We start from the raw sequence: 26,668 nt of genomic DNA on the forward strand, positions 1-26,668 counted from the left end.
GGGCGGTGGCCTCGATCGGACTGTGGAACATCGCCCGCGATCGGCCCGACCACCCCGCCGTGGTCGATCCCGGCGGGCACACCGCGACCTACCGTGACCTCGCCGGGGCCGCCGACCGGTACGGGCGGGGCTTCCAGTCGCTGGGCCTGCGGCCCGGCGACTGTGTGGTCGTCATGCTGCCCAACGGGTTCGACCTCACCTCCGTCTACTTCGGAGCGTTCCAGACCGGGTTGTACGTCGTCATGGTCAACTGGCACCTGGTCGGCGCCGAGGTCGCCTATCTGATCGAGGACAGCGGCGCGAAGGCGTTCGTGGCGCACGAACGCCACGGCGAGGTCGCGACGGAGGCCGCCGCGCGCGCCGGGTTGCCGGCGGGGGCCCGGTTCGCGGTCGGCGACGTGCCGGGGTTCGCGCCGCTGGCCACGCTGGGCGAGGGCGAGACCGGCCGACCGGACGTGCGCACCGCCGGGTCGCCGATGCTCTACACTTCCGGCACGACCGGGCGGCCCAAGGGCGTGCGCCGGGCGCTGTCGGGCGCCGACCCGGACGAGGTGCCGCCGGCGGCCACCTGGTTCTTCGGGATCTTCGGCCTGCACCCCTTCGACGGACACGTGCACCTGTGCGGGTCGCCGATGTACCACACCGCCGTGCTGAACTTCGTCGTCAACTCCGTCCAGTTGGGACACACCGCGGTGCTGATGGACGGCTGGGACGCCGAGCGGATGCTCGCGCTGGTGGCGCGGCACCGGGTGACCCACAGCCACCTGGTGCCGACCCAGTTCCGCCGCCTGCTGGCGCTGCCCGAGCAGGTCCGGGCGGCCTACGACGTGTCGTCGCTGCGGGTCGCGATCCACGGCGCGGCACCGTGCCCACCCGAGGTGAAGCGGCGGATGCTCGACTGGTGGGGCCCGGTCGTCACCGAGTACTACGCCGCGACCGAGGGCGGCGGCACGGCGATCACCGCCGACGAGTGGCTGGCGCGGCCCGGGTCGGTCGGCCGGGCGTGGCCGGGTTCGGTGGTCCGCGTCCTCGACGACCAGGGCCGCGAACTGGGCCCCGGCGAGCCGGGCCTGGTCTACCTGCGCATGGGCACCTCGACGTTCGAGTACCACCAGGACGAGGCCAAGACCCGCGAGTCCCACGTCGGCGACCTGTTCACCCTCGGCGACCTCGGCCACCTCGACGAGGACGGCTACCTGTACCTGCACGACCGCAAGGCCGACCTGATCATCAGCGGCGGCGTGAACATCTACCCGGCGGAGATCGAGAACGAACTGTCCTGCCACCCGAAGGTCGCCGACGTCGCGGTCATCGGCGTACCGAACGCCGACTGGGGCGAGGAGATCAAGGCCATCGTCGCGCCCACCCCCGACGCCACCCCGGGCACCGCGCTGACCGAGGAACTGCTGGCCTTCGCCGCCACCCGCCTGGCGCGGTTCAAACTCCCCCGCACCGTCGACTACGTCACCGAACTCCCCCGCGACCCGAACGGCAAGCTGTACAAGAGAAAACTCCGCTGAACAGCCCGCCCCACACCCGATACCAGCGGCCGCGGTCCTCTGATTTCCCCAGGTCAGGCCACGGGGATCCCCCCGTTTTCCAGCCTATCGCGCAGCACCGACAGTTCCTGGCCAGGAACAGGGCGGCTGTGGACAACCGCGAACAGCGCTGGCGCCCCGCGCCCGCCGTCCGTACCCGTCGGCGACCGCAGGCAGCCAGCACCGATTCCAGAGCTTGACCGGGGTCAGGCCACGGGGGATCCCCCCGTTGTCCAGTCTACCGACCAGCACCGACAGTTCCCGGCGACGAACAAGCCCACTGTGGACAACGGCGAGCAACTGATTCCACAGTTTCCCTTGCCAGGCCACGGGGATCCCCCCGATTTCCAGTCTATCGCGCAGCGCCGACAGTTCTCGGTGGTGAGCGAAGGGGGTGTGGACAACTGAGGTGGCGGGTCAGCGGTCGTGGAAGTTCGGGGGGCGTTTCTGGGTGAAGGCGCGGGGGCCTTCGCGGGCGTCGTCGGTGGCGAAGACCGGGAGGCCGATGCGTGACTCGATCGCGAACGCCTCGGTTTCCGGGAGGGCTTCGGTGTCGCGCATGGTGCGCAGGATCGCGCGGACGGCCACCGGGCCGTTGGCGGCGATCGAGCGGGCCACTTCCAGTGCGCGGCCCAGGGCGTGGCCGTCGGGGACGACCTGGCCGATCAGGCCCATCGACAGGGCTTCGGGGGCGGTGATGTGGCGGCCGGTCAGCAACAGGTCGGCGGCCAGGGTGTAGGGGATCTGGCGGGGTAGCCGCACGGCGGAGCCGCCCAGGGGGAACAGGCCCCAGCGTGCCTCGGACACGCCGAAGCGGGCGGATTCGCCGGCGATGCGGATGTCGGTGGCCTGGAGGATCTCGGTGCCGCCGGCGATCGCGGGGCCTTCGACGGCGGCGATCAGTGGCTTGGTGAGGCGGCGGCCCTTGAGCAGGGGTTCGATCACCGACAGGTCACGGGTGGGGGTGTCGCCGGGGTGGGTGGCGCTCATGGCCTTGAGGTCGGCGCCGGCGCAGAAGGCGCCGCCGGCGCCGGTGAGGACGCAGGCGCGGATGGCCGTGTCGCGGTCGACGCGGTCCCAGGCCTCGCGCATGACCGTGAGCATCTCGGCGGACAGGGCGTTGCGGGCGTGTGGGCGGTTCATCGTCACGACCAGGACGGGTCCGTCCTGCTCCACCAGGCAGTCCTGCGGCATCGGCGGCTCCGGGAGAGGGGATTGCCAGGAACGATAACACGTTCTAGTTTGGTCTGGTGGCACTCAACATCGCTGACCTTTTCGAGCATGCCGCCGACGCTTTTCCGGAGCGGGTCGCGATCGCCTGCGGAGACCGGACCGCGACGTTCGCCGAACTGGAACGGCGATCCAACCAACTCGCCCATCACCTGGCAGCACAAGGGTTCGGGGCCGGTGACCACCTCGGGCTCTACAGCCGGAACTCGATCCAGGCCGTCGAGACCATGATCGCCACCTACAAACTGCGGGCCGTGCCGGTCAACGTCAACTACCGGTACGTCGAGAACGAGTTGCGCTACCTGTTCACCGACGCCGACCTCACCGGCCTGGTCCACGAACGCCGCTACGCGCCGCTGGTCGAGGCCGTCGCCCCGGACACCCCCGCCGTGCGGCACCGGATCGTCGTCGAGGACGGCACCGACACCGCCTGCGCCAGCACCCCCTACGAGCCCGCGCTCGCCGCCCAGCCCGGCGGACGCGACTTCGGTGAGCGCAGCGCCGACGACCTCTACCTGCTGTTCACCGGCGGCACCACCGGCTACCCGAAGGGCGTGATGTGGCGCCACGAGGACGTCTGGCGCACCCTCGGCGGCGGCATCGACTACGTCACCGGCGAGGTCCTGCCCGACGAGTGGGCCCAGTCGCGGCGCGGCGCGGCCAACCCCGGCCTGACCCGGCTGGTCTGCGCGCCGCTGATCCACGGCGCCGCGCAGTGGGCCGCCCTGCCCTCGCTGTTCAGCGGTGACAAGGTCGTCCTGCTGCCCCGGTTCGACCCGGACGCGGTGTGGCGGGCGGTCGGCCGCCACCGGGTCCAGGTGATGACGATCGTCGGCGACGCGATGGGCCGGCCGCTGATCGAGGCCTACGAACGCGGCTCCTACGACGCCACCACCCTGGTCGCGATCTCCAGCCACGCCGCGCTGTTCTCGCCGTCGGTCAAGGACCAGTACCTGGCCCTGCTGCCCAATGTCGTGATCACCGACGCGATCGGCTCCTCGGAGTCCGGGTTCAACGGGCTGGCGATGATCACCAGGGACTCGCCGCGCACCGGCGGCGGCCCCCGGGTCCGCGGTGGACCGAGCACGATCGTCATCGGCGAGGACGACCGGCCGGTCGCGCCCGGCGAGGTCGGCCGGATCGCGCGCGGCGGGCACGTCCCGCTGGGCTACTACAAGGACGAGGCCAAGAGCGCGCGGATCTTCGTCGAGGTCGACGGCGCCCGCTACGTCGTGCCAGGCGACTTCGCCCGGCTGGAGACCGACGGCTCGATCACCTTGCTGGGCCGGGGAAACGTCAGCATCAACACCGGCGGGGAGAAGGTGTTCGGCGAGGAGGTGGAGGCCGCGCTCAAGTCCCACCCCGACGTGTTCGACGCGCTCGTGGTCGGTGTGCCCGACGACCGGCTCGGCCAGCGGGTCGCCGCGCTGCTCCAGCCCCGCGACGGCGCGGTGATCGACTTCGCCGCCCTGGACGCGCACGTCCGCGAGCGGATCGCCGGCTACAAGACCCCGCGCAGCCTGTGGGTCGTCGACCGGGTCGGCCGGGCGCCGAGCGCGAAACCCGACTACCGCTGGGCCAGGGCGCACACCGAGACCCACCCGCCCGACTGGCGGGCGAGCAGCGGAACGACGGGCGGTGGCGTCCATGCGCAACTCCCTGGCTGACCGGTTCGGCATCGAGCACCCGATCTTCGGCTTCACCCCCTCCGAGCACGTCGCGGCCGCCATCAGCCGCGCCGGCGGCCTGGGCGTGCTGGGCTGCGTGCGGTACAACGACCCGGCCGACCTGGACGCCGCACTGTCCTGGATGGACGAGAACACCGACGGCCGCCCCTACGGCGTGGACGTCGTCATGCCGGCCACGGTCCCCGACGAGGGCACCCCGACCGACCTGGCCGCGTTGATTCCCCCCGGCCACAAGGACTTCGTGGAGCGCACGCTGCTCGCGCTGGGGGTCCCGCCGCTGCCGGGGACGGCCGGGTCGGGGGTGCTGGGCTGGCTGCACTCGGTCGCCCGTTCGCACGTCGACGTCGCGCTGGCGCACCGGCCGGCGCTGATCGCCAACGCCCTCGGCCCGCCGCCGCCGGACGTGATCGGCCGCGCGCACGACGCCGGGGTGCCGGTCGCGGCGCTGGCCGGGCGGGCCGACCACGCGCTGCGCCACGTCGAGGCCGGCGTGGACCTGGTGGTGGCGCAGGGCTACGAGGCCGGCGGGCACACCGGCGAGATCGCGTCGATGGTGCTGGTGCCCGAGGTGGTGGACGCGGTCGGTGACCGGGTGCCGGTGCTCGCCGCCGGTGGGATCGGCAGCGGCCGGCAGATCCTGGCGGCGCTGGCGCTGGGCGCGTCCGGCGTGTGGCTGGGTTCCTACTGGCTGACCACCACCGAGTACCGGCTGGGCGACGGACCGGACACCGTGCAGCGCGCGCTGGTCAGGGCCGGTTCCGGCGACACCGTCCGGTCGCGGGTGTACACGGGGAAACCGGCGCGGCTGCTGCGTACCCGGTGGACCGAGGCGTGGGCGCAGCCCGGCGCGCCGGAGCCGCTGCCGATGCCGTTGCAGAACCTGCTGGTCGGCGAGGCGCACCGGCGGATGATGCTGGCCAGCGACCCGGACGTGGTGGCGATGCCGGTGGGGCAGGTCGTCGGCCGGATGAACGAGGTGCGTCCGGTGGCCGAGGTGATGGCGAGGCTGCTGGCCGAGGTCGAGGACGCGCGCTCGCGGGTGTGGCGGGCACACTGGGGCGGTGACTGACCAACCCGCCATCCGGACCCTGTCCAGCCGGCTCGTCTACGAGAACGCGTGGCTGGCCCTGCGCGAGGACCGGATCGAGCGCGCCGACGGCACGCCCGGCCTCTACGCCGTGATCGACAAACCCGACTTCGCCGTGGTGATCCCGTTGGAGGACAACGGTTTCCACCTGGTCGAGCAGTACAGGTACCCGCTGGGCACGCGCCGCTGGGAGTTCCCCCAGGGGGCGTTCCCGCAGGGCCGCGACGGCACGCCGGAGGAGTTGGCGGTGGCCGAGCTCGGTGAGGAGACCGGGTTCACCGCCGGGCGGCTGGAGCGGCTGGGCTACCTCAACTGTGCGCAGGGATTCACCGGCCAGGGGTATCACGTCTTCCTGGCCACCGATCTCACGCCGGGCACGCCGCACCGCGAGGTCGAGGAACAGGACATGCGTCAGCAGTGGTTTCCGCGCGCGGAGTTCGAGCGGATGGTGTGCGACGGCGAGATCACCGACGACTCGACGCTGGCCGCCTACCTGCTGCTGACGATGCGGCGGCCACCGTCGGATCGGTGAGGGGTCAGCCCGACTTGCGGCGGAAGGTGCGCTTGGCGGAGACCGGACCGTGCGCGTCGCGCACCTTGGACCTGGCGTCCGCGTGCTCCTCACCACTGCGGGTCAACGCCTGCTTACGCTCCAGCGCCTCACGGAAGCGCTGCTTCACGTCGGCCTCGGGCTCGTTGTCGTCCTCGATGGCGGGCTCGGGTGTGTCAGGCATACCGTCAGCGTCGCACGGATCGGGCGCCCCAGTCGAGTCTAATTGGGTCGCTGGCCGGCGTGAGTGGCTCGAATCGCAGGTCGTCACCGGGGCGCCACCACACCTGGTCAGGGGTTCGCCAGTGCTGGGCGGTGAGCGTGCGCTTGAGCACCTTGTAGGTGGCGGTGCGGGGTAACCGGGTGGTGACGCGGACGAACCGGGGCACCTGCCGGGGCGCGAGGTCGGCCTGCCCGGTCAGGAACGCGGCGAACTCGGCCGCGTCGAACTCCAGGTCCTCGCGCAGGACGAGAGCGGCCATCACCTGGTCGCCGGCCCGCGGGTCGGGCACGGCGTAGACGGCGACCTCGGCCAGGTCGGGGTGGCGTTGCAGGATCCGTTCGACGGGCGCGGCGGCCAGTGGTTCGCCGTCCACGCGCAGCAGTTCGGCGGTGCGGCCGGCGTAGTAGCAGTGGCCGTCCTGGTCGCGGTAGGCGAGGTCGCCGCTCCAGAACAGGCCGTCGCGCAGCCGGTCGGCGTCGGCCTCGGTGTCGCCGTAGTAGCCGGCGAACAGGCCGGTGCCCCGGGTGTTGACCAGTTCGCCGACGGCGTCGGCCTCGTTGGTGAGCCGGCCGTGTTCGTCGTGGACGGCCGGCGGGCAGGGCACGCCGGTGGCCGGGTCGAGCACGGCGAGGTCGGCGCCGAGGCGGCCGATGGCCTCGGCGGGCAGGCCGGGTGGGCGTTCCAGGACGATGCCGCCCTCGGTGGAGCCGTAGGCGTCGTGGACCTGGCAGGCGAAGCGGTCGGCGAACGCGGCGATGTCGTGGCGGGTGCCTTCGTTGCCGAACATCACCCGCAGCGGGTTGTCGGCGTCGTCCTCGCGCGGCGGCGTACTGAGGATGTAGGAAAGCGGTTTCCCCAGGTAGGTGGCGTAGGTGGCGCGGAGCCGGCGGATGTCGTCGACGAACGCGGAGGCGGAGAACCGGCGGCGCAGGGCGATGGCCGCGCCGGCGGCCAGGCCGGTGGCCCAGCCGGCCATGACCGCGTTGGAGTGGAACATCGGCATCGAGACGTAGGCGGTGTCTCCGGCGCCGAGGCCGTAGCGGTCGGCCAGGATCCGGCCCGGTCCGGCGATCTTGGCGTGGGTGCAGCGCACGGGGACCGGCTCGCCCTCGGTGCCCGAGGTGAACAGCAGCATGAGCAGGTCGTCGGGGGTGGCGGGGACCGGGTCGAGCGGGCTGTGGGTGTGCCGGAAGGAGGTGACGTGCCAGGCGGCGGAGTCGATGTCGAGCACCCTGGCGCCGATGTCCAGGCCCTGTAACAGCTCGACGTAGCGGCTGTCGGTCAGCACGATCTGGCAGTCGGTGCGCCGGATGTCGCTGACCAGCGCCTCGCCCCGGCGGCTGGTGTTCAGGCCGACGAGGACCGCGCCGGCCAGTGCCGCGCCGCCGAGCAGGAAGGAGAACTCGGGCACGTTGTCGAGCAGGACGCCGACGTGGAACGGGCCGGGGCGGCGCAGTTCGTTGAGCAGCGCGGCCCGGTTGGCGCTCTCCTGGACGTGGTGCGCCCAGGTCCATCTGATGTCCTCGTAGATCAGGCCGGGGTTCACGTCCTCCGCACGGGCGAGCAGCAGCTCGGTGACGGTGGGGAACGTATCCCCTGGCGTGGCCATCCGGACCTCCTGTGGTCAGGCGGGTTCCACGCTCAAGATGGCGCCGATCCGGCGCAGGTGAGTGGTGGACCCGCCGAGGCTGAACTCGTTGCGTTTCGCGGCACCAAAGAATCGGTGGAGCGGGTACGCCACGTCAATACCCAGGCCGCCGTGAATATGTACCGCCGTATGAGCGACTCGGTGTCCGCCATCGGACGCCCAGTACTTCGCGGTGTGAATCTCTTTGTGGGAAGGAAGGTTTTCCGACACTCGCCAGGCGGCCTGCCAGAGCGTCAGCCGGATCGCCTCGACGTCGATGTAACAGTCGGCGAGCCGTTGTCCCACCGCCTGAAATGTCCCAATCGGTCGTTCAAATTGCACTCTGCGATTTGCATACGAGGCCGTAAGCTGCATCGCCGCCTCGCAAACACCCAGCTGGTGGGCGCACAGTCCGACCGTGGCGTGTGCGGTGAGCCACTCGACGACCCGCGCGCCCTCCCCCGGCCGGCCGAGCACCCGGTCGGCGCCGAGAGGCACCTGGGCCAGCTCCAGGAGCCCGTCGACGCCTCCGTCGGAGACGGTCTGCGGGTGCACGGTGACGCCGAAATCATCCGGAGTGATAAGAAACACAGTCAGTCCGTCGGCCGTCCGCGCGGGCACCAGGAAAAGGTCGCTGACCGTTCCGAACGGCACGACCGCAAATGCGCCTTGCAGATGCCAAAGTGCAGATGCACTTGCAGATGCCCGTTCAGCCCGGATCGGCGAGGCTTCGGCGAGTGCCGCCGTCAGTGCCGCCGTGAGTGCCGCCGTCACCACGAGTGACCCCGCGGCGGCCGGCACCGCCCACCGCGCGCACTGCTCCTCGGTGCCGAACTCGGCCAGCGCGGCCGCGCCGACCGCGACCGAGGCGAGATAGGGCACCGGCGCGACCACCCGTCCCAGTTCGACCAGCACCGCGCACCGGGCGAGCACCCCCAGCCCGCTGCCGCCGGCCCGCTCGGGCAGCGCGGCGGCCAGCACCCCGGCCCCGGCCAGGTCGCTCCACAACGCCCGGTCGAAGTGGACCGGTCCGGTGGGCGTGTGGTCGGCGGCGATCGTCGCGGCCAGCGCCGCCAGTTCCCGGTCGGCCTCGTCCAGTTCGAAGTCCATCGTGGTCAGTCCCTTCCGTTCACCGCTTGGCCACCGGCAGCCCGAGGCCAACGGCCGCGACGATGTCGCGCTGGACCTCGTTGGTGCCGCCGCCGAAGGTGAGGATCAGCGCGGTTCGGTGCAGCCGCTCGACGTGGCCGGCCAGCACGGCACCGGGCGAGCCGGCGCGGACGGTGGCGGCCGGGCCGAGGACCTCCATCAGCAGCCGGTAGGCGTCGATGGCGAACTCGGTGCCGAAGACCTTGGTCGCCGAGGCGTCGGCCGGGCTCAGGCCCTGGCCGACGCCCCAGGCGATCTTCCAGTTGATCAGCTTGAGGAACTCGGCCTTGGCGTGCACGCGGGCCAGGTGCACCCGCACCCACTCCTGGTCGATCACCCGGCCGCCCTCGGGCGCGGGGGTCCGGCGGGCCCATTCGGTGACCTGGCGCAACGCCGAGCGCACCGGCGCGGACGAGGTCAGCGCGACCCGCTCGTGGTTGAGCTGGTTGGTGATCAGCGGCCAGCCCCGGTTCACCTCGCCCACCAGGTTCGCCGCCGGCACGCGGACGTCCTGGTAGTAGGTGGCGCTGGTGGTGACGCCGGTGAGCGTGTGCACCGGCGTCCACGACAGGCCCGGCGCGCTGGTGGGCACGATCAGAATCGACAGGCCCTTGTGCTTGGGCGCGTCCGGGTCGGTGCGAGCGGCCAGCCACACGTAGTCGGCGTGCTCGATCAGGCTGGTCCACATCTTCTGGCCGTTCACCACGTACTCGTCGCCCTCGCGCACCGCCCGGGTGCGCAGCGACGCGAGGTCGGTGCCGGCCTCCGGCTCGGAGTAGCCGATCGACAGGTGCAGTTCCCCGGCGGCGATCCTCGGCAGGTAGAACGCCTTCTGGTTCTCGGTGCCGTAGCGCATGATCGTCGGGCCGATGGTGTTGATCGTCAGGAACGGCACGGGGGCCCCGGCGGCCGCCGCCTCGTCGGCGAAGACGAGCTGGTCGAGCATCGGTCTGGCCTGGCCGCCGTACTCGACCGGCCAGCCGAGGGTGAGCCAACCGTCCTTGCCCATCTGCCTGATCGTGTCCTTGTAGACCCCGCCCGAACCGTCGCCGGAGCCCTCACCGCCTTCCAGGGCGAGCGCCTCGCGGCGGTCGGGGGTCATCAGGGTCGCGAAGTACTCGCGGAGCTCGGAGCGCAGCCGCTCCTGCTCGGGTGTGTAGCCGACGCGCATTCGTCCTCCCGACTAGAGCTAGAACGCGTTCTAGAAATGTACTAGAGTCCGAGCGGGACGAGGAGGTCGCGCGATGAAGGCAGCCGTGCTGAACCAGGTCGGGGACACCACCCTCGAACTCCGCGACGACGTCACCACCACCGACGTCGGGCCGCGCGAGATCCGGGTCAGGGTCCGCGCCACCGGGGTCTGCCACAGCGACCTGTCCGCCATGGACGGCACGCTGCCCGCGCTCGCGCCGGGGATCATCGGCCACGAGGGCGCCGGCGAGGTCGTGGCCGCCGGCGATCAGGTGGAGCGCCTGGCGGTCGGCGACCACGTCGCCCTGACCTTCGTGCCGCCCTGCGGGACCTGCGTGAACTGCGTCGGCCGGCGCCCGCACCTGTGCTCGATCCACGCCATCGCCGCGTTCGTCACCCCCCGCTTCCTCGTCGGCGACACCCCGGCCTTCGGCTACGCCGGCACCGGAACCTTCGCCGAGGAACTCGTGGTGCCGGCCGACGGCGCGGTGAAGATCCCCGCCGACGTCCCGTTCGAGATCGCCGCACTGGTCGCCTGCGGGGTGATGACCGGGGTCGGCGCGGTGGTCAACACCGCCCGGGTCGAACCGGGCGCGACCGTGCTGGTGCTGGGCTGCGGCGGGGTCGGCATCTCGGCCATCCAGGGCGCGCGGCTGGCCGGCGCGGCGATGATCGTCGCGGTGGACCCGGTGGTCGGCAAGCACGGGACCGCCCGGCACTTCGGCGCCACGCACGCCATCACCCCCGACCAGCTCGCCGAGACCCACGCGACGCTGACCGGCAGCCAGGGCTTCGACCACGCCTTCGACGTCGTCGGCGCGCCGGCCACGATCCGCTGCGCCTGGGACAACGCCCGGCGCGGCGGCACGGTCGTCGTGGTCGGCGCCGGGCGCGGCGACGCCATGGTGTCCTTCTCCGCCCAGGAGCTGTTCCTGCACGACAAGCGCCTGCTCGGCTCGTTCTACGGCGGCGCCGACGTGCACCGCGACTACCCCCGGCTGCTGGCGCTGTGGCGGGCGGGCCGGCTGGACCTCGACGGCATGATCAGCCGGCGGATCACCCTCGACGAGATCAACGACGGGTTGGCCGCGCTGCGCACCGGCGGGGACCTGATCCGCCAGATCGTCACGTTCGGCTGAGCCGCGTGGATCCGTTGAGCCTGGCCGGTACGGCCGCGATCGTGACCGGGGCCGGCGCGGGTCTGGGCCGGGCGGAGGCGCTGGCGCTGGCGGCGGCCGGCGCGGGGGTGGTGGTCAACGACCTGCCGGGGCGCGCGGCGGACACGGTCGCCGACGTCGAGGCGCTGGGCGCCCGGGCACTGGCGGTGGAGGGGGACGTCGGGGACGCGGCCACCGCGCGGGCGCTGGTGGACGCGGCGGTCGAGCACTTCGGCGGGCTGCACGTGGTGGTGAACAACGCCGGCCTGACCCGTGACCGGATGCTGTTCAACCTCAGCGACCAGGAGTGGGACGAGGTGCTGCGGGTGCATCTGCGCGGCCACTTCCTGCTCTCCCGGGACGCCTGCGCGTACTGGCGCGACCGGGCGCGGGCCACCGGCGGGCCGACCTACGGCCGGGTGGTGAACACGTCCTCGGAGGCGTTCGCGCTGGGCCCGCCGGGGCAGGCGAACTACGCCGCGGCCAAGGCCGGCATCACCGCGCTGACCCTGGCCACCGACCGGGCGATGGCCCGCCACGGCGTGACCGCCAACGCGATCTGCCCGCGCGCGCGGACCGCGATGACCGCGCACGTGTTCGGGCCGGCCCCCGAGGGCGCCGACCCGCTCTCGCCGGACCAGGTGGCGCCGCTGGTGGCCTATCTGGCCTCGCCGGCGTCGGCGGGGGTGCACGGCCAGGTGTTCCTGGTCCACTCCGGGATGGTGGCGCTGCTCGCCCCGCCGACGGTCGAGCGCCGGTTCGACAGTCCTTCGTGGACACCACGGGAACTGCACGACACGGTCGGCGCGTACCTGGCCGGCCGCGAGGCGACGTTCGCCGCGACCACCCTGACGGCCACGGAGGAGGAGCAATGACGCTGAGCCTGCGCCAGCACCGCGACGAGGTGGGCCTGACCGACGGGCAGCTGCTCGTCAACGGCGCCTGGCGCCCGGCCGCCGACGGCGCGACCTGGTCGCACCGCCACCCGGCCACCGGCGAGGTCATCGGCGAGTTCCCGGTCGCCACCGGGTCCGATGTGGACGACGCGGTCCGCGCGGCCCGCGCGGCGTTCGACGGCTGGGCCAACTCCCGGGCCACCACCCGGATCCAGGTGCTGCACCGCTTCGCCGAACTGCTGCGCGACCACGCGCCCGAGCTGCGCGCGGTGCAGGCGCTGGACAACGGCGTGCCGCTGTCGTTCAGCTCCGGCATCTACGCCACCTCGGTCGGCGCGGCGGCCGACGTGTTCGACCACCACGCCGGCTGGGTCGACAAGGTCGGCGGGCAGACCCTGCCGCCCTACCAGGGCGGCGACCACCTGGCGATGACCTTCCGCGAGCCGATCGGCGTGGTGGCCGCGATCCTGCCGTGGAACGCGCCGTTCCTGCTGTTCGCGCAGAAGCTCGCGCCGGCGCTGGGGGCGGGGTGCACGGTGGTGCTCAAGCCGTCGGAGTTCGCGTCGTTCACCGTGCTGCGGATGGTCGCGCTGCTGGCCGAGGCCGGCCTGCCCGACGGCGTGGTCAACGTGGTCACCGGCCCCGGCACGCCGACCGGCGAGGCGCTGATCACCCATCCCGGCGTGGACAAGGTCTCGTTCACCGGCAGCCGCGCGGTGGGCCGGCGCATCGTCGAGGCGTCGGCCGCCACACTCAAGCGGGTGTCGCTGGAGCTGGGCGGCAAGAGCCCGACGCTGGTGTTCCCGGACGCGCCCGACGTCGGCCTGGCGGCGATGACCACGATGGGCACGGTCACCATGGGCCTGTCCGGCCAGGCCTGTGTCGCGCACACCCGCGCGCTGGTGCACCGCGACGTCTACGACCAGTTCGTGACGGCCGCGCAGCTGATGGCCGGGCTGATCACCTACGGCGACCCGTTCGAGCCGGGGACCACCTCCAGCCCGCTGATCAACGAGCGGCAGCTGGCGCGGGTGCTGGGGTTCATCGAGCGCGGCCAGGCGGCCGGGGCGCGGCTGGTGTGCGGCGGCGAACGGGCCGACGGTGACCTGGCGGCCGGGAACTTCGTGCGCCCGGCGGTGTTCGCCGACGTCGACAACGGCATGGAGATCGCCCGCGAGGAGGTCTTCGGGCCGGTGCTGGCGGTGGTGCCGTTCACCGACGAGGACGAGGCGGTGGCGCTGGCCAACGACACCGACTACGGCCTGGGCGCCGGCGTGTACACCGCCGACGCCCGGCGCGCGTTCCGGCTGGCCAGGCGGATCCGGGCGGGCACGGTCGGGATCAACGGCTTCCAGGTCGAGCCGCACCTGCCCTTCGGCGGGTTCAAGCAGTCGGGCCTTGGCCGCGAGGGTGGGCGCGGTGCCTTCGAGGCCTACACCGAGCTGAAGACCGTGCTCATGCCGTTGACCGACGAGCTGATGTGAGGCGGGACATGGGACGGCTGGCGGGGAAGGTCGCGCTGGTGACGGGGGCGTCCGGCGGGCAGGGCGCGGCGGCCGCACGCCGGTTCGCCGCCGAGGGCGCGACGGTGGTGCTCGCCGACGTCGTCGACGAGCCGGGCCGGGCGCTGGCCGACGAACTCGGCGCGCACTACCGCCACCTGGACGTGTCGGCCGAGGCGGGCTGGGCCGAGGTGGTCGCCGGGATCGCCGGGGAGCACGGCCCGGTGACGGTGCTGGTCAACAACGCCGGGGTGCTGCACCTGGCGCCGCTGGCGGAGACCACGCTGGCCGACTACCAGCGGGTGATCGGGGTCAACCAGACCGGGGTGTTCCTCGGTATGCGCGCGGTGGCGCCGGGAATGGTGGCGGCCGGCGGCGGCTCGATCATCAACGTGTCCTCTGTGGAGGGTCTGGGCGCCGGGCAGCTGCTGACCGCCTACACCGCCAGCAAGTTCGCCGTGCGCGGGATGACCAAGGTGGCGGCGCTGGAGCTGGCCGGGGCCGGGGTGCGGGTCAACTCGGTGCACCCGGGGGTGGTGGCGACCCCGCTGCTGCCCACGGCGCTGGGCGGGGTGGACGTCGACCTGTCGTTCGTCGCCAAGCGGGTGCCGCTGCGGCGGGTGGCGCAACCGGCGGAGATCGCCGAGCTGGTCCTGTTCCTGGCCAGTGACGAGAGTTCCTACTGCACCGGCGCGGAGTTCGTGGCCGACGGCGGAGTGACCGCGGGCCACGCGTTGTCCAGTTTCGGGTAACCGAGCAGGCGCTTGGTCGTTTGTCATGACGGGTGATGCTCATGGTCCAGCGTCCGCAACCGGCGCCGGTGCGCGGCCTCGCCCAGGTCGGCCGGCTGGCCACGCTCGCCTGGGAGGTTCTGCGCCACCTGCCGCGCCGGCCCTTCCAGTTCCGCGAACTCGTCCAGCAGTGCTGGTTCTTCGCCAGCGTCACGATCCTGCCGGCCGCGCTGGTGTCCATCCCGTTCGGCGCGGTCATCGCGTTGCAGCTCGGCTCGCTGACCACCCAGATCGGCGCCCAGTCGTTCACCGGCGCGGCCAGCGCGCTGGCCATCGTGCAACAGGCCAGCCCGCTGATCACCGCGCTGCTGATCGCCGGCGCCGGCGGCTCGGCGATGTGCGCGGACCTGGGTTCGCGGTCCATCCGCGAGGAGATCGCCGCGCTGGAGGTGCTGGGCGTCTCGCCGGTGCAGCGGCTGGTCGTGCCGCGCGTGCTGGCCGTGATCGTGGTGGCGGTCCTGCTCAACGGGCTGGTCAGCGTGGTCGGGGTGGTCGGCGGCTACTACTTCAACGTCGTCATGCAGGGCGGGACCCCCGGCGCGTACCTGTCCTCGTTCAACGCGCTCGCACAGCTGTCGGACCTGTGGATCAGCGAGGTGAAGGCCGTTCTCTACGGGTTCGTCGCCGGGATCGTCGCGGCCTACCGGGGCCTGCACCCCGGGCGGGGCCCGCGCGGGGTCGGCGAGGCGGTCAACCAGACCGTGGTGATCACCTTCCTGCTGCTGTTCCTGATCAACGTGGTGATCACCGGGATCTACCTGCAGATCGTTCCCCCGAAGGGAATGTGACGCCGTGGCCAACCGGGTGATCGCCGCCGGCGAGCGGCCGCTGACCATGCTGGCCACCCTCGGCGAACAGCTCGCCTTCCACGGCCGGGTGCTCGCCTCGGTGCCGCACACGCTGGCCCGCTACCCCCGGGAGGTCCTGCGGCTGCTCTCGGACGTGTTCTTCGGGTCAGGGGCGCTGGCGGTCATCGGCGGCACGCTGGGCGTGATGATCGGGATGACCGTGTTCACCGGCCTGATCGTCGGACTCCAGGGCTACTCGGCACTCAACCAGCTGGGGACCTCGGCGCTGACCGGGTTCATCGCCGCCTACTTCGACACCCGCGAGGTCGCCCCGCTCGCCGCGGGGCTCGCCCTGTCGGCGACGGTGGGCTGCGGGTTCACCGCCCAGCTCGGCGCGATGCGGATCTCCGAGGAGATCGACGCCCTGGAGGTGATGGCCGTCCCGAGCCTGCCCTACCTGGTGACCACCCGGGTGCTGGCGGCGGTGGCGGCGGTCGTGCCGCTGTACCTGGTCGGGCTGCTGTCCTCCTACATGGCGTCCAGACAGGTGACCGTGTGGTTCTACGGGCAGTCCGGCGGCACCTACGACCACTACTTCCACCTGTTCCTGCCACCGCAGGACGTGCTCTGGTCGTTCCTCAAGGTGATGGTCTTCAGCGTGGTGGTGATCATGGTGCACTGCTACTACGGCTACACCGCCACCGGCGGGCCGGCCGGCGTCGGCGTCGCCGTCGGCCGCGCGGTGCGGGCCGCGATCGTGGTCCAGATGCTGCTGGACTTCTTCCTCAGCCTCGCCATCTGGGGCGCCACCACGACGGTGAGGATCGCCGGATGAAGGTCAGGTACCCGCTGTACGGGGTCGTGTTCCTGGTGATCGCGGCGCTGTTCGTGGCGCTGTCGATCGCCTTCTACCGCAAGACGTTCGTCGAGGTCGTGCCGGTGCGGCTGGAGACCTCGCACGCCGGCAACCAGCTGCGCGTCGGCTCGGACGTGAAGTTGCGCGGGGTGGTCGTCGGCGAGGTGCGGGCGGTGCGGGCCGAGGGCGACCTCGCCGTGCTCGACCTCGCGCTGGACCCGGACACGGTGGCCGGTGTCCCGGCGAACGTGACCGCCCGGCTGCTGCCCAAGACGCTGTTCGGCGAACGGTACGTCGCCCTCCAGGCCCCGGCCGGGCCCGCGCCGCCGATCGGGGCGAACGCGGTCATCGGCCAGGACCGCAGCAGTACCGCCGTCGAGCTGGAACAGGTGCTGGACAACCTGATGCCGCTGTTGCGGACGGTGCGCCCGGACAAGCTCGCCAGTGCGCTGGGTGCCGTGTCGACCGCGCTGGACGGTCAGGGCGCGCGGCTGGGCGACACGATCGCCAGCCTCGGCGACCACCTGGGTGAGCTGGAACCGGCGCTGCCCGACCTGCGCGCGGACCTGCGGGCGCTGGCCACGGTCGCCGACACCTACGCCGTGGCCGGCCCCGAACTGGTCACCGCGCTGCGCGACCTCACCACGACCACCGGCACGATCGCCGAGCAGCGCTCCACCCTGGCGTCGCTCTACGGCGAGGTCACCAACGCCTCGGTCGACCTGCGCTCGTTCCTGGCCGCCAACCAGGACAACCTGATCGACCTGGTGGCCACCGCCCGACCGACCCTGGAGGTCCTCGCGAAGTACGCGCCGGAGTACCCGTGCGTGCTGGGCCAGCTGGTGGACGCGATCCCGGCGGCCGACCGCGCGTTCGGCAAGGGCACCGCGCACCCGAACGTCACCCGGGTGACCATCGAGATCACCGCCAGCCGGGGCAAGTACGTGCCCGGCCGGGACACCCCGCGCTACGACGACCGCCGGGGCCCGCGCTGCTACCCGGTCGCCAAGCCCCCGGCGCGGTTCCCGCAGTACCCGGCCGGGGGCCCGCTGGCCGACGGCTCGACCAAACCGCCGCCGCCCCGCTCGGACCGGCCGCAGGACTTCCTGCCGACCGGACCCCAGGCCGCCGCGTCCGCGCCGGCGCTGGCGAACTCCCCGGCCGAGCGGGACCTGCTGGCGGCGCTGCTCGCGCCGCAGTTGGGGGTCGAGCCGGCGGCCGTGCCGCGCTGGGCGAGCCTGCTGGTCGGGCCGCTGTACCGGGGGGCGGAGGTGGAGCTGCGATGAGGGGCTGGGTCGCGCCGCTGCTCAAGCTGGCGGTGTTCGCGGCGGTCACCGTGACGCTGACCGCGTTGCTTGGTCTGACGATCGCCAACTCGACGGTCGGCGCGACCGCCGGCTACGCCGCCCGGTTCACCGACGTCACCGGTCTGGGCGAGGGCGACGACGTGCGCATGTCGGGGGTGCGTGTCGGCCAGGTCACCGGGATCGAGGTCGCCGGCTCGCACGCGCGGGTGCGCTTCGAGGTGGAGGCCGGGCGCGTGCTGCCGGCGTCGACGACCGCGACCGTCAAGTACCGCAACCTGATCGGCCAGCGCTACGTGTCGCTGGCGGTGGGCACCGGCGACGACCCGGCGGCCACCCTGGACCCCGGCGAGGAGATCCCGCTCGCCCGCACCAGCCCCGCGCTCAACCTGACGGTGCTGTTCAACGGGTTCCGGCCGCTGTTCGAGGCACTGGACCCCGAGCAGGTCAACCAGCTGGCCGCCCAGCTGATCCAGGTCCTGCAGGGCGAGGGCGGCACGATCGACAGCGTCCTGGCCCACACGGCCTCGCTGACCAGCACGATCGCCGGCAAGGACGAGGTGGTCGGTCGGGTGGTGGACAACCTGAACACCGTGCTCACCACCGTCAACGACCGCACGGCCGAGGTCACCGGCCTGATCGACCAGCTCCAGGCGCTGGCCACCGGCCTGGCCGGGCAGCGCCAGCCGATCGGCGACGCGATCGCCGCGCTGGGCGAGCTGACCGACGCCACCGCCGGCCTGCTCGGCGTCGCCCGCCAGCCGCTGCGCGAGAACATCACCGAACTCGGTGCCCTGTCGAAGAACCTGGCCGACCACGGCGACACGGTCGACCGGTTCCTGGCCGGCCTGCCGCACAAGCTGCGCACGATCAACCGGGTCTCCAGCTACGGCGGCTGGTTCAACTACTACCTGTGCTCCGCGTCGGGCCGGGTCGGGGTGTCGGACCTGGGGATCGTCGTTGACCTGCCGTTGCTGCCGCTGGCCGGCACGCCGATGGTGGACCGGTGCCGGCCATGACACCGTTGCGGGAGCGGAACCAGGCCGGGGTCGGCGCGGTCACCCTGGTGCTGCTGACGTTGTCGGTGCTGGTCGCGTTCAACGCCGACGACCTGCCGATCATCGGCGGCGGCACCACCTACACCGCCGAGTTCACCGAGTCCGCCGGGCTGCGCCCTGGCAACGAGGTGCGGCTGGCCGGGGTGAAGGTCGGCGACGTGCGCTCGGTGGAGCTGGCCGGCGCGAAGGTCGTCGTGGACTTCCGGCTGCGTGACACCCCGCTGGGCGACCGCAGCCGGGCGTCGATCGAGATCAAGACGCTGCTCGGCGACAAGTACCTGGCCGTCAGGTCCGAAGGGGACGGTCCACAGAGTCCGGACGAGCCGATCCCGACCGACCGCACCGCCACCCCGTTCGACATCGTGCCGGCCGTCGGGGAGCTGTCCCGGACCGTCGAGAAGATCGACACCGGTCAGCTGGCGGACAGCTTCGAGGTCGTCGCCGACACCTTCGCCACCAGCCCCCGGCACCTGTCCGACGCCCTGGGTGGACTGAGCGCCCTGTCCCGCACACTGTCCACACGCGACACCGAGCTGCGCAGGCTGCTGGCCAACACCGCCGGCCTGAGCCGCACGGTCGCCGACCGCGACGCCCAGCTGCGCGCCCTGTTCGCCGACGCCTCGCTGCTGCTGGCCGAGCTGAACACCCGCCGCGAGGCCGTGCACCGCCTGCTCACCGGCACCACCGCGCTCGCCCGCGAACTGTCCGGCCTGGTCGCCGACAACCAGCGGCACCTGAAACCGGCGCTGGACGAGCTGGGCAGGGTCACCGACATCCTGTCCCGCAACCAGGAGAACCTGAGCGCCTCACTCGCCGCGCTCGCCCCGTACGTGCGGATGTTCAACAACGTCGTGGGCAACGGCCGCTGGTTCGAGGGCTACATCTGCGGGCTGATCCCGCCGCCGACCGACGTCGGGATCATCGACATCAACCCGCAGGGCTGCTCGGTCCCGCTCACACCCCAGGGAGGTGGCCGGTGACGTTCCGGACCAGGACCCAGCGCGACGTGTACCGGATCGCCGTACTGGCCAGCGTCCTGGCGCTGGTGCTCACCGGCGCCCTGTGGTGGCTGGCCGCGCCGGCCGCCGGCACCACGATCACCGCCTACTTCACCAAGGCCGTCGGCGTCTACCCCGACTCCGAGGTGAAGGTCCTGGGCGTGGGCGTGGGCCGGATCAGCGCGGTCGAACCGGCCGGCGACCGGGTGCGGGTCACGATGACCGTCGACACGGGCGTGCCGATCCCGGCCGACGCGCACGCGATGGTGGTCGCGCCGAGCCTGGTCAGCGACCGCTACGTGCAGCTGGCGCCGGCCTACGAGTCCGGCCCCCTGCTGGCCTCCGGCGCGCGGATCCCGTTGGCGCGCACCGACACCCCGGTCGAGCTGGACGACCTGACGGCCAGCGTCAACGACCTGGCGACCGCGCTGGGGCCGACCGGCGCGAACGCCGACGGCGCGCTGTCGGACGTGCTGGACACCGCCGCGGCGAACCTGTCCGGCAACGGCGAGCTGTTCAACGCGACGATCCACGAGCTCAGCGCCGCCACCGAGACCCTGGCCGGCTCCAGCGGCGACCTGTTCTCCACGGTCGACGACCTGGCGCGGTTCACCGAGGCGCTGGCGGCCAGCGACCAGCAGGTCCGTTCGTTCAACGACGAGCTGGCCGGGGTGAGCGACTACCTGGCCGCCGACCGCGACGAGCTGGCCGACGCGTTGGGCGCGCTGGGGCCGGCGCTGGCCGACGTCCAGGGTTTCGTCGAGGCCAACCGGGGCGCCCTGTCGTCCAATGTGGACAAACTGGTGGGGATCACCCGCGCACTGGTCGACCAGCGCGCGGCGGTCGCCGAGGTGCTGGACGTGGCGCCGCTGGCGATGTCGAACTTCCTGTCCACCTACGACGCCGCGTCCGCGTCCTTCGCCATCCGGGGCAACCTCAACGAGCTGAGCTACCCGCCGGTCCTGATGCTGTGCCGCACCATCGCCGCCGGCACCCCCACCCAGCTGCCCAGGACACTGTCCGACCTGTGCCAGCAGCTCGCCCCCTACCTCGACGGCACCCTGAACCTGCCCACCGCCGCCGAGATCCTCGCGGCCATCAGCCGCGGTGAACTGCCGCCGCTGCCCCTGCCGCTGCTCAACCCGAACCTGGCCGGTGTCCGGTGAGGCGCCTGGTGGTCACGCTGGCACTGCTGGCCACCGGCTGCACCTCGGGCCTCTACGAGGTCCCGCTGCCCGGCGGCGCGGACCTCGGCGAGCACCCGTACCGGGTGGTGGCGCACTTCGGTGACGTGCTGGACCTGGTGCCCCAGGCCGGGGTGAAGGTCAACGACGTGGCCGTCGGCCGGGTGGAACGCATCGAACTGGCCGGGGACAACACGACGGCCGTGGTCACCATGCTGGTCAACGGGGACGTTTCGCTGCCGGCCGGGGCGGGGGCGGAGCTGCGCCAGTCGAGCCTGCTCGGCGAGAAGTTCGTCGAGCTGAACACCGGCGGGTCCACGGCCGGGCGGCTGCGCGACGGCGCGGTGATCCCGCTGGCGCGCACCGGCCGCAACCCGGAGATCGAGGAGGTGCTCGGCGCGCTGTCGTTGCTGCTCAACGGCGGTGGGGTGGAGCAGCTGCGGACGATCGTGGGCGAGCTGAACGCCGCCCTGGACGGCGACGAGCAGCGGATCCGCGCCGCGCTGGCGAACCTGGACACCGTGGTCGGCGTGCTGGACGAGGAGAAGGGCACGGTCGTCGCCGCGATCGACGCGATGGACCGGCTGTCCACCGCCCTGGCCCGCCAGACCGACGACCTGGCGCGGGCCATCGAGCACCTGGGCCCCGGCCTGCGGGTGCTCAACGAGCAACGCAACCAGTTGGTGACCATGCTCGGCGCCCTGGACCGGCTGTCCACGGTCGCCGTCGACACGGTCAACCGGAGCCGCGACGACCTGGTGGCCGACCTGCGCGCGCTGGCCCCGACCCTGCGTGAGCTGGCCGACGCGGGCGCCGACCTGCCCAACGCGTTGCAGTTCCTGGTGACCTACCCGTTCACCGACTACTTCCTCAACGCCGTCAAGGGCGACTACGTCAACGTGGACGTGACGTTCGACCTGGACCTGAGCGTGCTGCTGGAGAACGTGGGCAACGCCAGCACCCCGGTCCTCCCGCCCGCCGGGGCCCCGCCACCGGCCACCTCGACGCCGGCCGCGCCGCCGCTGCCGGTGCCGGTGGTGGCGCCCCGGCCCTCCGGCGGCCTCACCGGGTGGCTCGGCTCGCTGCTGGGAGGTGCGTGATGTTGTCGCGGCCCACCAGGATCCGGCTGCTGGTGTTCGTGCTGATCGCCGTGGTCGGCGTGGTGTACGTCGGCGGGACCTACGCCGGCCTGGACCGGCTGTTCGGCCAGCGGGGCTACCGGGTGACGGTGAACCTGGCCGACTCCGGCGGCGTGTTCCCGAACGCCGAGGTCACCTACCGGGGTGTGGCGGTGGGCCGGGTGGCGGCCCTGCGCCTGTCGCCCGACGGGGTCGACGCCGTCCTCGACCTGGAGGACTCCCCGCCGATCCCGGCCGACGCGCGGGCGTTCGTGGCGAACCGGTCGGCGGTCGGCGAGCAGTACGTCGACCTGGTCCCCGACCGGCCCGGCGCCCCCTACCTGACCGACGGCTCGGTCATCCCCCGCTCCCGCACCCACCTGCCGCCGGCCCCGGAGACCCTGCTGGCCAACCTGGACTCCCTGGTGGCCAGCGTCCCCCGCGAGTCGCTGCGGGTCACGGTCGACGAGCTGGACAAGGCGTTCCGGGACACCGGCCCGGCGCTGCGCCGGCTGCTCACCAACGCCACCACCCTCACCGAGGCCGCCGTCGAGCACCTCCCGCGCACGCTGTCCCTGCTGGCAGGCGGTCGCACGGTGCTGGAGACCCAGGCCGCGCAGTCCGACCTGATCACCGCCTACGCCCACGACCTGCGCCTGTTCGCCGCCCAGCTCCGCGAGTCCGACCCCGCGCTGCGCCAGGTCATCACCACCGCCCCCGGCGCGGCGGTCCAGCTCAACACGTTCCTGCGTGACTCCGGCCAGGCGCTGAGCGAGGTGACGGCCAACCTGCTGACCACCACCAGGGTCGCCAGCACACGCACCAGCGCCCTGGAGCACCTGCTGGTGGCCTTCCCGATGATCACCGCGACCGCCCCGGGCGCCAACCCCGACGGCACCGGCCACCTGGGGCTGGTGCTGACGTTCAACGACCCGTTCTCCTGCACGCGCGGCTACGAGGGCACCCGCCAGCGCCCCGGCGACGACGTCCGGGACGTCGCCCCGAACTCGCTGGCCTACTGCGCCGAGCCGCCGGGCAGCCCCATCGGTGTGCGGGGTTCGCAGAACGCGCCCTTCGGTGGCCGCCCGGTCGAGGTTCCCCCGCCGGCCACCACGCCCCGCACCCGCCCCGAGGTGGCGGCCTTCCCGGGGACCCTCACCGCCTCCGGTCTGGTCCCGCGTCCCCTGGCCGATCTCCTCGGCCTGTCACCGGGATAGCACCAGGCCGCTGGTCGGCACCCCGGTTCCGGCGGTGACCAGCACGTGCTCGGCGTCGCGGATCTGGTTGGCGGCCGTGCCGCGCAGCTGGCGGACGGCCTCGGTGATGCCGTTCATCCCGTGCACGTAGGCCTCGCCCAGCTGGCCGCCGTGCGGGTTGAGCGGCAGCCGGCCGTCCAGTTCCAGGGTGCCGTCGGCCAGCAGGTGGCGGGCCTCCCCGCGCGCGCAGAACCCCAGTTCCTCCAGCTGTACCAGGACGAACGGCGTGAAGTGGTCGTAGAGCACCAGCGCCGACAGGTCCTCCGGGCCGATCCCGGAGCCCGCCCACAGAGCCCGCCCGACCAGGCCGAGTTCTGGCAGGCCGGTCAGGTCGTCGCGGTAGTAGCTGTGCATGGTGAACTGGTCGGCCGCGCTGCCCTGGGCGGCCGCCGCGATGACCACCGGGTGTCGCGGCAGGTCCCGCGCCCGGTCCACGGTGGTCACGACGAGCGCGACGGCGCCGTCGGTCTCCTGGCAGCAGTCCAGCAGCCGCAACGGTTCCACGATCCAGCGGGAGGCCTGGTGGTCGGCCAGGGTGATCGGGCGGCCGTGGAACCAGGCGTTCGGGTTGGTGGCCGCCGCCCGGCGGTCCAGGACCGCGACCCGGCCGAAGTCCTCGCTGGTGACGTCGTACTCGTGCTGGTAGCGCCGGGCGAACATCGCCACCGAGGCCGCCGGGGTGACCAGGCCCATCGGGTAGTGCCAGCCGTTGTCCACGCCGTCGGGGGTGTGCACCTGGCCGAAGCGGCGGCCGGACCGCTCGTTGAACGCCCGGTAGCACAGCACGGTCGACGCCGCCCCGGTCGCCACCGCCATCGCCGCGTGCGCGACGACCGCGCAGGCCGCGCCGCCGCCGTAGGGGACCCGGCCGAAGAACGTCAGCTCCGGCACGCCGAGTTCGCGGGCCAGGGCGGTCTCGGCGTTGGCGTCCATGGTGAACGTCACCATTCCGTCCACATCGGACGGCCGGAGGCCGGCGTCGGTGATGGCCGCGAGACCGGCGTGCGCGGCCAGCGCCAGCTCGCTGCGGCCGGAGTCCTTGGAGAACTCCGTCGCGCCGATCCCGGCGATCGCGGCGGTCACCGGCGCACCACCCACACCGTGGCGGTGACGTGGTCACCGAGGCTGTTCGCGCCGACGACCGACACCTCCCAGCGGTCCTCGCCGTCGGCGACGGCGTGCCCGGTGACCCGGCCGGTGAGCCGCAGCGTCTCGTGCGCGTGGCAGGGCACCCCCAGCCGCAGCGAGATCCGGCGCACCAGCGCGTCCGGGCCGGCCCAGTCGGTCACGAACCGCGACACCAGGCCGGTGTCGGTGAGGATGTTGAGGAAGATCCCCGCCGACCCGCGTTCCCTGGCCAGCTCGGGGTCGTGGTGCACGTCCTGGAAGTCGCGGGTCGCCAGGGCGGTGCTGATCACGAACGTCGGAGTCACCTCGATCACCAGCTCCGGCAACACCTCCCCGATCCCGGTCATCGCCGCCGCCAGACCGGCAGCGTCAGCTCACCGTCCACACGGGAGAACCCGACCCGCACCTCAAGTCCGATGTGGACCTCCGAGGGCGGCACCCCGACCAGCTCCGCCAGCATCCGCACACCCTCCGTCAACTCCACCAGCGCCACCACGAACGGCGCCGCCCGCCCCGGCACCGGCGGATGGTGGTGCACCACGTAGCTGTACACCGTGCCCTCCCCGGCGGCAACCACGTACCCGGGCCGCGTCTGTCGGCACGACGGGCACATCGGCCCCGGCGGGTGCCGCAGCCGCCCGCACCCGCCGCACCGCTGGATCCGCAGCTCGCCCAGCGCCGTACCGGCCCAGAAGAACTCGGTGTCGGAGCTGACCGCCGGCCGGATCGCCGTGCCGGCCACCCCCGACGGCCGGAACTTCAGCACCCGGAACATCATCTCCGCCACCGGCTCGTCGCCGACGTACCAGGTGCTGCGGGTCGTGACGAACCAGCCCTCGCCCAGCGCCGTCCTCTTCGGACCGGTCACACCGTCCAACCGGGACGACACCTCGACCGTCTCACCGGGACTGAGGTAGCGGTGGTAGGTCTGCTCGCTGTCGGTGGCCACCACCGAGGTGTAGCCGGCCTCGTCGAGCACCGCGACCATCGCGCCCAGCGGGTCGTCGGCCGGCCGCTGCCCGGCCAGCCCGGGCATCGTCCACACCTGCGCCATCGCCGGTGGCGCGTAGTGCTCGTAGGTGGGGTTGTCGTCGCCGATCGCCTCGGTCCAGTTGCGGATCATCGGCAGGTTCACCGGATCCCGGGCGACCCGGCGCGCCGACTCCCCGCGCGCGGCCAGCTCGCGGGCGGCCTCCTCGATCATCGCGGCACCCTCGGCAGGTCAAGACCGGCCACGGCGATCAGCTCCCGCTGGATCTCGTTCACCCCGCCGCCGAAGGTCAGCACCAGGTTGCGTTTGGCGGCCACGTCCAGCCAGCCCAGCAGCGCGCCGGTCTCCGGGTCGGCCGGATCCCCGTGCGCGCCAACGGCTTGCTCCAGCTCCCGGCCGATCCACTGCGCCCGCTCGGAGGAGAACACCTTGGTCGCCGACGCGTCGGCCACCGACACCGCCGCCCCGGTCGACGCGACCTGCCAGTTCAGCAGCTCGTTGACCCGCAGCGACGCGTAGGTCCTGGCCAGCGCGCGGCGCAGCTCCGGCCGGTCGAGCAGGTCCCGGGCCGCGGCCCAGTCCAGCACCCGGTGGTACAGCGCGGCGATCCGCCCGGCCGGGCCGAGCATGACCCGCTCGTGGTTGAGCTGGGTGGTGATCAGCCGCCAGCCGGCGTTCTCCTCGCCGACCAGCGACTCGGCCGGCACCCGCACGTCGGTGTAGTAGGTGGCGTTGACGTGGTGGGCGCCGTCGCAGGTGATGATCGGTGTCCAGGTGAACCCGGGGTCGCGGGTGTCGACGATCAGGATGGAGATCCCCCGGTGGCGCGGGGCGTCGCGGTCGGTGCGGGCCGCGAGCCACACGTAGTCCGCGTCGTGCGCGCCGGTGGTGAAGATCTTCTGGCCGTTCACCAGATAGCCGCCCTCGACCCGGGTGGCCGTGGTGCGCAGCGCCGCGAGGTCGGTGCCGGCGTCGGGCTCGGTGTAGCCGATGGCGAAGTGGGTCCGGCCGGCGAGGATGGCCGGCAGGAACCGTTCCCGCTGCTCGGGAGTACCGAAGGTCTGGAGGGTGGGGCCGACGGTCTGCAACGTGACGTAGGGCAGCGGCACGTCCGCGCGCGCAGCCTCGTTGACGAAGATCTGCTGTTCGACCGGCCCGAACCCGCGCCCGCCGTACTCGACCGGCCAGCCGACGCCGAGCCAGCCGTCACCGCCCAGTCGCCGCACCAGCGCCCGGTAGCGCTCACCGTGCCGGTCGGTCACCAGCTCCGCTCTGTCCGCCGTGGACAGCAGGCCGGCGAAGTACGCGCGCAGCTCGGCGGCGAGCGCGCGCTGGTCGGCGGTCAGGTCGATGTGCAC

At 72.7% G+C, this 26,668-nt stretch carries 25 protein-coding genes; 16 read left to right on the forward strand and 9 right to left on the reverse strand.

The features are described 5' to 3' along the window. Positions 1–5 precede the first annotated feature (5 nt). Complete coding sequence (locus BLA60_RS31265) at positions 6–1,520, forward strand: acyl-CoA synthetase (protein WP_084735476.1); 1,515 nt, start codon at positions 6–8, stop codon at positions 1,518–1,520. A gap of 435 nt (positions 1,521–1,955) precedes the next feature. Here BLA60_RS31265 and BLA60_RS31270 read toward each other — a convergent pair whose 3' ends face one another. Further along, positions 1,956–2,732 (reverse strand): crotonase/enoyl-CoA hydratase family protein, encoded by a 777-nt coding sequence (locus BLA60_RS31270; protein ID WP_075136636.1) that lies wholly within the window; start codon positions 2,730–2,732, stop codon positions 1,956–1,958. 56 nt (positions 2,733–2,788) lie between these two features. Between BLA60_RS31270 and BLA60_RS31275 the strand changes: the two genes are divergently transcribed. Genes BLA60_RS31275 through BLA60_RS31285 form a run of 3 tightly spaced genes read left to right on the forward strand, consistent with a single transcriptional unit; the run spans position 2,789 to position 6,075 of the window. Continuing rightward, positions 2,789–4,435 (forward strand): acyl-CoA synthetase, encoded by a 1,647-nt coding sequence (locus BLA60_RS31275; RefSeq protein WP_075136637.1) that lies wholly within the window; start codon positions 2,789–2,791, stop codon positions 4,433–4,435. Beyond that, positions 4,416–5,525 carry an NAD(P)H-dependent flavin oxidoreductase gene (locus BLA60_RS31280; RefSeq protein WP_075136752.1) on the forward strand — a complete coding sequence of 370 codons (1,110 nt, stop codon included), beginning with the start codon at positions 4,416–4,418 and terminating at the stop codon, positions 5,523–5,525. Before BLA60_RS31275 ends, BLA60_RS31280 begins: the two co-directional genes overlap by 20 nt. Then, positions 5,518–6,075, forward strand: a complete 558-nt coding sequence (locus BLA60_RS31285) for an NUDIX domain-containing protein (protein WP_245812259.1) — start codon at positions 5,518–5,520, stop codon at positions 6,073–6,075. The genes BLA60_RS31280 and BLA60_RS31285 overlap by 8 nt, the downstream gene beginning before the upstream one ends. A gap of 4 nt (positions 6,076–6,079) precedes the next feature. Here BLA60_RS31285 and BLA60_RS31290 read toward each other — a convergent pair whose 3' ends face one another. Genes BLA60_RS31290 through BLA60_RS31305 form a run of 4 tightly spaced genes read right to left on the reverse strand, consistent with a single transcriptional unit; the run spans position 6,080 to position 10,263 of the window. Then, the gene (locus BLA60_RS31290) at positions 6,080–6,277 is read right to left on the reverse strand and encodes a DUF5302 domain-containing protein (RefSeq protein ID WP_075136638.1); all 198 of its coding nucleotides are present in this window, start codon (positions 6,275–6,277) and stop codon (positions 6,080–6,082) included. 4 nt (positions 6,278–6,281) lie between these two features. Further along, positions 6,282–7,925: an AMP-binding protein gene (locus tag BLA60_RS31295; RefSeq protein WP_075136639.1), complete on the reverse strand. Its 1,644-nt coding sequence runs from the start codon at positions 7,923–7,925 to the stop codon at positions 6,282–6,284. A gap of 15 nt (positions 7,926–7,940) precedes the next feature. Further along, positions 7,941–9,053, reverse strand: coding sequence for an acyl-CoA dehydrogenase family protein (locus tag BLA60_RS31300; RefSeq protein WP_075136640.1), 1,113 nt, complete (start codon positions 9,051–9,053; stop codon positions 7,941–7,943). A 19-nt stretch (positions 9,054–9,072) separates the two neighbouring features. Beyond that, positions 9,073–10,263 carry an acyl-CoA dehydrogenase family protein gene (locus BLA60_RS31305; protein ID WP_075136641.1) on the reverse strand — a complete coding sequence of 397 codons (1,191 nt, stop codon included), beginning with the start codon at positions 10,261–10,263 and terminating at the stop codon, positions 9,073–9,075. A 73-nt stretch (positions 10,264–10,336) separates the two neighbouring features. Between BLA60_RS31305 and BLA60_RS31310 the strand changes: the two genes are divergently transcribed. From BLA60_RS31310 to BLA60_RS31365, 12 genes are read left to right on the forward strand one after another with little or no spacing between them, the layout of a single operon-like run. After that, positions 10,337–11,422 carry a Zn-dependent alcohol dehydrogenase gene (locus tag BLA60_RS31310; protein ID WP_075136642.1) on the forward strand — a complete coding sequence of 362 codons (1,086 nt, stop codon included), beginning with the start codon at positions 10,337–10,339 and terminating at the stop codon, positions 11,420–11,422. A 14-nt stretch (positions 11,423–11,436) separates the two neighbouring features. Then, the gene (locus tag BLA60_RS31315) at positions 11,437–12,315 is read left to right on the forward strand and encodes a 3-oxoacyl-ACP reductase (protein WP_075136754.1); all 879 of its coding nucleotides are present in this window, start codon (positions 11,437–11,439) and stop codon (positions 12,313–12,315) included. Next, complete coding sequence (locus tag BLA60_RS31320) at positions 12,312–13,820, forward strand: aldehyde dehydrogenase family protein (RefSeq protein WP_075136643.1); 1,509 nt, start codon at positions 12,312–12,314, stop codon at positions 13,818–13,820. Before BLA60_RS31315 ends, BLA60_RS31320 begins: the two co-directional genes overlap by 4 nt. 8 nt (positions 13,821–13,828) lie before the next feature. After that, on the forward strand, positions 13,829–14,590 hold the full coding sequence (locus tag BLA60_RS31325; RefSeq protein WP_075136644.1) for an SDR family oxidoreductase: 762 nt from the start codon (positions 13,829–13,831) through the stop codon (positions 14,588–14,590). 41 nt (positions 14,591–14,631) lie between these two features. Then, complete coding sequence (locus tag BLA60_RS31330; protein WP_075136755.1) at positions 14,632–15,417, forward strand: MlaE family ABC transporter permease; 786 nt, start codon at positions 14,632–14,634, stop codon at positions 15,415–15,417. Positions 15,418–15,463: 46 nt separating this feature from the next. After that, entirely contained in the window at positions 15,464–16,252 is a 789-nt protein-coding gene (locus BLA60_RS31335) for an MlaE family ABC transporter permease (RefSeq protein ID WP_084735512.1), read from the forward strand. Next, entirely contained in the window at positions 16,249–17,559 is a 1,311-nt protein-coding gene (locus BLA60_RS31340; protein ID WP_075136646.1) for an MCE family protein, read from the forward strand. The genes BLA60_RS31335 and BLA60_RS31340 overlap by 4 nt, the downstream gene beginning before the upstream one ends. Continuing rightward, complete coding sequence (locus tag BLA60_RS31345) at positions 17,556–18,596, forward strand: MCE family protein (protein WP_075136647.1); 1,041 nt, start codon at positions 17,556–17,558, stop codon at positions 18,594–18,596. The genes BLA60_RS31340 and BLA60_RS31345 overlap by 4 nt, the downstream gene beginning before the upstream one ends. Then, positions 18,593–19,615: an MCE family protein gene (locus BLA60_RS31350; RefSeq protein WP_075136756.1), complete on the forward strand. Its 1,023-nt coding sequence runs from the start codon at positions 18,593–18,595 to the stop codon at positions 19,613–19,615. The genes BLA60_RS31345 and BLA60_RS31350 overlap by 4 nt, the downstream gene beginning before the upstream one ends. After that, positions 19,612–20,799, forward strand: coding sequence for an MCE family protein (locus BLA60_RS31355; RefSeq protein ID WP_075136648.1), 1,188 nt, complete (start codon positions 19,612–19,614; stop codon positions 20,797–20,799). Before BLA60_RS31350 ends, BLA60_RS31355 begins: the two co-directional genes overlap by 4 nt. Next, complete coding sequence (locus BLA60_RS31360) at positions 20,796–21,917, forward strand: MCE family protein (protein WP_075136649.1); 1,122 nt, start codon at positions 20,796–20,798, stop codon at positions 21,915–21,917. The genes BLA60_RS31355 and BLA60_RS31360 overlap by 4 nt, the downstream gene beginning before the upstream one ends. Beyond that, positions 21,917–23,152, forward strand: a complete 1,236-nt coding sequence (locus BLA60_RS31365; protein ID WP_075136650.1) for an MCE family protein — start codon at positions 21,917–21,919, stop codon at positions 23,150–23,152. The genes BLA60_RS31360 and BLA60_RS31365 overlap by 1 nt, the downstream gene beginning before the upstream one ends. Here BLA60_RS31365 and BLA60_RS31370 read toward each other — a convergent pair. Genes BLA60_RS31370 through BLA60_RS31385 form a run of 4 tightly spaced genes read right to left on the reverse strand, consistent with a single transcriptional unit; the run spans position 23,141 to position 26,668 of the window. Continuing rightward, complete coding sequence (locus BLA60_RS31370) at positions 23,141–24,274, reverse strand: lipid-transfer protein (protein WP_075136757.1); 1,134 nt, start codon at positions 24,272–24,274, stop codon at positions 23,141–23,143. The genes BLA60_RS31365 and BLA60_RS31370 overlap by 12 nt on opposite strands. Beyond that, positions 24,271–24,666, reverse strand: a complete 396-nt coding sequence (locus BLA60_RS31375) for a hotdog family protein (protein ID WP_075136651.1) — start codon at positions 24,664–24,666, stop codon at positions 24,271–24,273. Before BLA60_RS31375 ends, BLA60_RS31370 begins: the two co-directional genes overlap by 4 nt. Then, on the reverse strand, positions 24,663–25,523 hold the full coding sequence (locus tag BLA60_RS31380) for a bifunctional MaoC family dehydratase N-terminal/OB-fold nucleic acid binding domain-containing protein (RefSeq protein ID WP_075136652.1): 861 nt from the start codon (positions 25,521–25,523) through the stop codon (positions 24,663–24,665). The genes BLA60_RS31375 and BLA60_RS31380 overlap by 4 nt, the downstream gene beginning before the upstream one ends. Further along, complete coding sequence (locus BLA60_RS31385) at positions 25,520–26,668, reverse strand: acyl-CoA dehydrogenase family protein (protein ID WP_075136653.1); 1,149 nt, start codon at positions 26,666–26,668, stop codon at positions 25,520–25,522. The genes BLA60_RS31380 and BLA60_RS31385 overlap by 4 nt, the downstream gene beginning before the upstream one ends.

Origin of the sequence: Actinophytocola xinjiangensis (assembly GCF_001921215.1) — a bacterium.
Lineage (GTDB): Bacteria > Actinomycetota > Actinomycetes > Mycobacteriales > Pseudonocardiaceae > Actinophytocola > Actinophytocola xinjiangensis.